The 4,953-nt window shown below is 51.9% G+C and carries 2 tRNA genes and 3 rRNA genes; all 5 read right to left on the reverse strand.

Annotated elements, in window-relative coordinates:
- Positions 1 to 53: 53 nt before the first annotated feature.
- Positions 54 to 166 (reverse strand): 5S ribosomal RNA (gene rrf, locus JHD63_RS21690).
- A gap of 121 nt (positions 167 to 287) precedes the next feature.
- Positions 288 to 3,163, reverse strand: a 23S ribosomal RNA gene (locus JHD63_RS21695).
- A 314-nt stretch (positions 3,164 to 3,477) separates the two neighbouring features.
- Positions 3,478 to 3,553: transfer RNA gene (locus JHD63_RS21700), tRNA-Ala, on the reverse strand.
- Between the two features lie 14 nt (positions 3,554 to 3,567).
- Positions 3,568 to 3,644: transfer RNA gene (locus JHD63_RS21705), tRNA-Ile, on the reverse strand.
- 98 nt (positions 3,645 to 3,742) lie between these two features.
- Positions 3,743 to 4,953: ribosomal RNA gene (locus JHD63_RS21710) — 16S ribosomal RNA — on the reverse strand; the annotation flags it as partial.

Consider the following 4,953-nt stretch of genomic DNA (forward strand, 5'->3'; position numbering starts at 1 on the left):
AAAAACAAAACCCCCGCTGCTGTGATGCAGAGGGGGTTTTGAGGGCTGTAAGAGCCTGACGATGACCTACTTTCACACGGGAACCCGCACTATCATCGGCGCTGAGTCGTTTCACTGTCCTGTTCGGGATGGGAAGGAGTGGGACCAACTCGCTATGGTCATCAGGCATAACTTGGTGCTGTGCTGAACGGATGGCTCAACACGGCGAATTCATAGAGTCTGGAATCAGCTTGATTGTTTTGACTGCGTCACTTGGCATAACACCCTGATCTGCTGATCAAAGTTATAGGGTCAAGCCGCACGAGCAATTAGTACTGGTTAGCTTAACGCATTACTGCGCTTCCACACCCAGCCTATCAACGTCCTGGTCTAGAACGACTCTTCAGGGGGCTCAAGGCCCCGGCAGATCTCATCTTGAAACGAGTTTCCCGCTTAGATGCTTTCAGCGGTTATCTCTTCCACACTTAGCTACTCGGCAATGCCACTGGCGTGACAACCGATACACCAGAGGTGTGTCCACTCCGGTCCTCTCGTACTAGGAGCAGGCTTCCTCAAATCTGCAGCGCCCACGGAAGATAGGGACCAAACTGTCTCACGACGTTTTAAACCCAGCTCACGTACCTCTTTAAATGGCGAACAGCCATACCCTTGGGACCGGCTACAGCCCCAGGATGAGATGAGCCGACATCGAGGTGCCAAACACCGCCGTCGATATGAACTCTTGGGCGGTATCAGCCTGTTATCCCCAGAGTACCTTTTATCCGTTGAGCGATGGCCCTTCCATACAGAACCACCGGATCACTATGTCCTGCTTTCGCATCTGCTCGACTTGTCAGTCTCGCAGTTAAGCACGCTTATGCCATTGCACTATTAGCACGATGTCCGACCGTACCTAGCGTACCTTCGAACTCCTCCGTTACACTTTGGGAGGAGACCGCCCCAGTCAAACTGCCTACCATGCACTGTCCCCGATCCAGATAATGGACCTAGGTTAGAACCTCAAACGCACCAGGGTGGTATTTCAACGTTGGCTCCATGCGATCTAGCGACCACACTTCAAAGCCTCCCACCTATCCTACACAGATCCGTTCAAAGTCCAATACAAAGCTACAGTAAAGGTTCATGGGGTCTTTCCGTCTTTCCGCGGGGAGATTGCATCATCACAAACATTTCAACTTCGCTGAGTCTCAGGAGGAGACAGTGTGGCCATCGTTACGCCATTCGTGCAGGTCGGAACTTACCCGACAAGGAATTTCGCTACCTTAGGACCGTTATAGTTACGGCCGCCGTTTACTGGGACTTCAATCAAGAGCTTGCACCCCATCATTTAATCTTCCAGCACCGGGCAGGCGTCACACCCTATACGTCCACTTTCGTGTTTGCAGAGTGCTGTGTTTTTAATAAACAGTCGCAGCCACCGATTTTTTGCAACCTCATTGGGCTCCAGGAGTAAATCCTTTCACCTACTAAAGGCACACCTTCTTCCGAAGTTACGGTGTCAATTTGCCGAGTTCCTTCTCCTGAGTTCTCTCAAGCGCCTTAGAATACTCATCTCGCGCACCAGTGTCGGTTTGCGGTACGGTCGTGTGTAGCTGAAGCTTAGTGGCTTTTCCTGGAAGCAGGGTATCACTCACTTCGGAAGCAAGCTTCCTCGTTATCACCCCTCATCTAAGCCCGGCGGATTTGCCTACCAGGCACGACTACAGGCTTGAACCAACATATCCAACAGTTGGCTGAGCTAACCTTCTCCGTCCCCACATCGCACTACACATCGGTACAGGAATATTGACCTGTTTCCCATCAGCTACGCATCTCTGCCTCGCCTTAGGGGCCGACTCACTCTACGCCGATGAACGTTGCGTAGAAAACCTTGCGCTTACGGCGAGGGGGCTTTTCACCCCCTTTAACGCTACTCATGTCAGCATTCGCACTTCTGATACCTCCAGCACGCTTTACAACGCACCTTCACAGGCTTACAGAACGCTCTCCTACCACTTGCAATAAATTGCAAATCCGCAGCTTCGGTAACTGGCTTAGCCCCGTTACATCTTCCGCGCAGGACGACTCGATCAGTGAGCTATTACGCTTTCTTTAAATGATGGCTGCTTCTAAGCCAACATCCTGACTGTTTTAGCCTTCCCACTTCGTTTCCCACTTAGCCAATTTTAGGGACCTTAGCTGGCGGTCTGGGTTGTTTCCCTCTTGAGTCCGGACGTTAGCACCCGGTGCTCTGTCTCCCGCGCTGTACTCTTTGGTATTCGGAGTTTGCCTTGGTTTGGTAAGTCGCCATGACCCCCTAGCCAAAACAGTGCTCTACCCCCAAAGGTAATACGCGAGGCACTACCTAAATAGTTTTCGGAGAGAACCAGCTATTTCCAAGTTTGTTTAGCCTTTCACCCCTATCCACAGCTCATCCGCTAGTTTTGCAACACTAGTCGGTTCGGACCTCCAGTACCTGTTACGGCACCTTCATCCTGGCCATGGATAGATCACTTGGTTTCGGGTCTACACCCAGCGACTGGACGCCCTATTCGGACTCGATTTCTCTACGGCTTCCCTATTCGGTTAACCTTGCCACTGAATGTAAGTCGCTGACCCATTATACAAAAGGTACGCAGTCACCCTTGCGGGCTCCTACTTTTTGTAAGCATGCGGTTTCAGGATCTATTTCACTCCCCTCCCGGGGTTCTTTTCGCCTTTCCCTCACGGTACTAGTTCACTATCGGTCGATGATGAGTATTTAGCCTTGGAGGATGGTCCCCCCATATTCAGACAGGATTACACGTGTCCCGCCCTACTTTTCGTTAGCTCAGTACCACACGTCTCTTTTCGCATACAGGGCTATCACCTGCTATGGCCAGCCTTTCCAGACTGTTTTGCTAAGAGTCGTGCTATCACTAACAGGCTTCTCCGATTTCGCTCGCCACTACTTTCGGAATCTCGGTTGATGTCTTTTCCTCGAGCTACTGAGATGTTTCAGTTCACCCGGTTCGCCTCGCATACCTATGTATTTAGTATGCGATACCTTTCGGTGGGTTTCCCCATTCGGAAATCTCCGGATCAAAGCTAATTTGCCAGCTCCCCGAAGCTTATCGCAGGCTATCACGTCCTTCGTCGCCTATCATCGCCAAGGCATCCACCACATGCTCTTATTCACTTGACCCTATAACTTTGACGTCTCTCACGAGAAACCAAAGCATATCAAGGAATTGCCAGGTCTTTCACCTGACGCGTTATGCCGTATGAAGCTTTCGCTTCGATACTTGAATTTCAGACAAGTCTGATATTCGTTTTGACGCAATCAAAAATTCATGCCGTTGGCGGCACGGTGGGCTTTCGCCCTTTCCGCCAACAGCGCTGATTCGACTCTATGAATTTTTAAAGAACAGCCGATTGATTACACGATGGCAATCAACAACAAAGAAGCCTCATGCATCGCACGAAGCCGCTTTGGTGTTGAAGTCTTCAACAAGATGTTGGTGGAGGATGACGGGATCGAACCGACGACCCCCTGCTTGCAAAGCAGGTGCTCTCCCAGCTGAGCTAATCCCCCTGTATTGGATGGGATGGTGGGTCTGGTTGGATTCGAACCAACGACCCCCGCCTTATCAAGACGGTGCTCTAACCAACTGAGCTACAGACCCAAGCCGGTCACTAGAGACTCGGACTCGATCCAAGTCGCTGGCGACAACCTTCCAACAACCGATAAGTGTGGGCGTTCAAATTAGACCGCGGTTTCCAGAAAGGAGGTGATCCAGCCGCACCTTCCGATACGGCTACCTTGTTACGACTTCACCCCAGTCACGAACCCTGCCGTGGTAATCGCCCTCCTTGCGGTTAGGCTAACTACTTCTGGCAGAACCCGCTCCCATGGTGTGACGGGCGGTGTGTACAAGACCCGGGAACGTATTCACCGCGACATTCTGATCCGCGATTACTAGCGATTCCGACTTCACGCAGTCGAGTTGCAGACTGCGATCCGGACTACGACTGGTTTTATGGGATTGGCTCCCCCTCGCGGGTTGGCAACCCTCTGTACCAGCCATTGTATGACGTGTGTAGCCCCACCTATAAGGGCCATGAGGACTTGACGTCATCCCCACCTTCCTCCGGTTTGTCACCGGCAGTCTCATTAGAGTGCCCAACTCAATGTAGCAACTAATGACAAGGGTTGCGCTCGTTGCGGGACTTAACCCAACATCTCACGACACGAGCTGACGACAGCCATGCAGCACCTGTGTTACGGTTCTCTTTCGAGCACTAATCCATCTCTGGAAAATTCCGTACATGTCAAAGGTGGGTAAGGTTTTTCGCGTTGCATCGAATTAAACCACATCATCCACCGCTTGTGCGGGTCCCCGTCAATTCCTTTGAGTTTCAACCTTGCGGCCGTACTCCCCAGGCGGTCAACTTCACGCGTTAGCTTCGTTACTGAGTCAGTGAAGACCCAACAACCAGTTGACATCGTTTAGGGCGTGGACTACCAGGGTATCTAATCCTGTTTGCTCCCCACGCTTTCGTGCATGAGCGTCAGTGCAGGCCCAGGGGATTGCCTTCGCCATCGGTGTTCCTCCGCATATCTACGCATTTCACTGCTACACGCGGAATTCCATCCCCCTCTGCCGCACTCCAGCGATGCAGTCACAAATGCAGTTCCCAGGTTGAGCCCGGGGATTTCACATCTGTCTTACATCACCGCCTGCGCACGCTTTACGCCCAGTAATTCCGATTAACGCTTGCACCCTACGTATTACCGCGGCTGCTGGCACGTAGTTAGCCGGTGCTTATTCTTACGGTACCGTCATGAGCCCTCTTTATTAGAGAAGACCTTTTCGTTCCGTACAAAAGCAGTTTACAACCCGAAGGCCTTCATCCTGCACGCGGCATGGCTGGATCAGGCTTGCGCCCATTGTCCAAAATTCCCCACTGCTGCCTCCCGTAGGAGTCTGGGCC

Source organism: Xylophilus sp. ASV27, assembly GCF_016428875.1.
GTDB lineage: Bacteria > Pseudomonadota > Gammaproteobacteria > Burkholderiales > Burkholderiaceae_C > Xylophilus.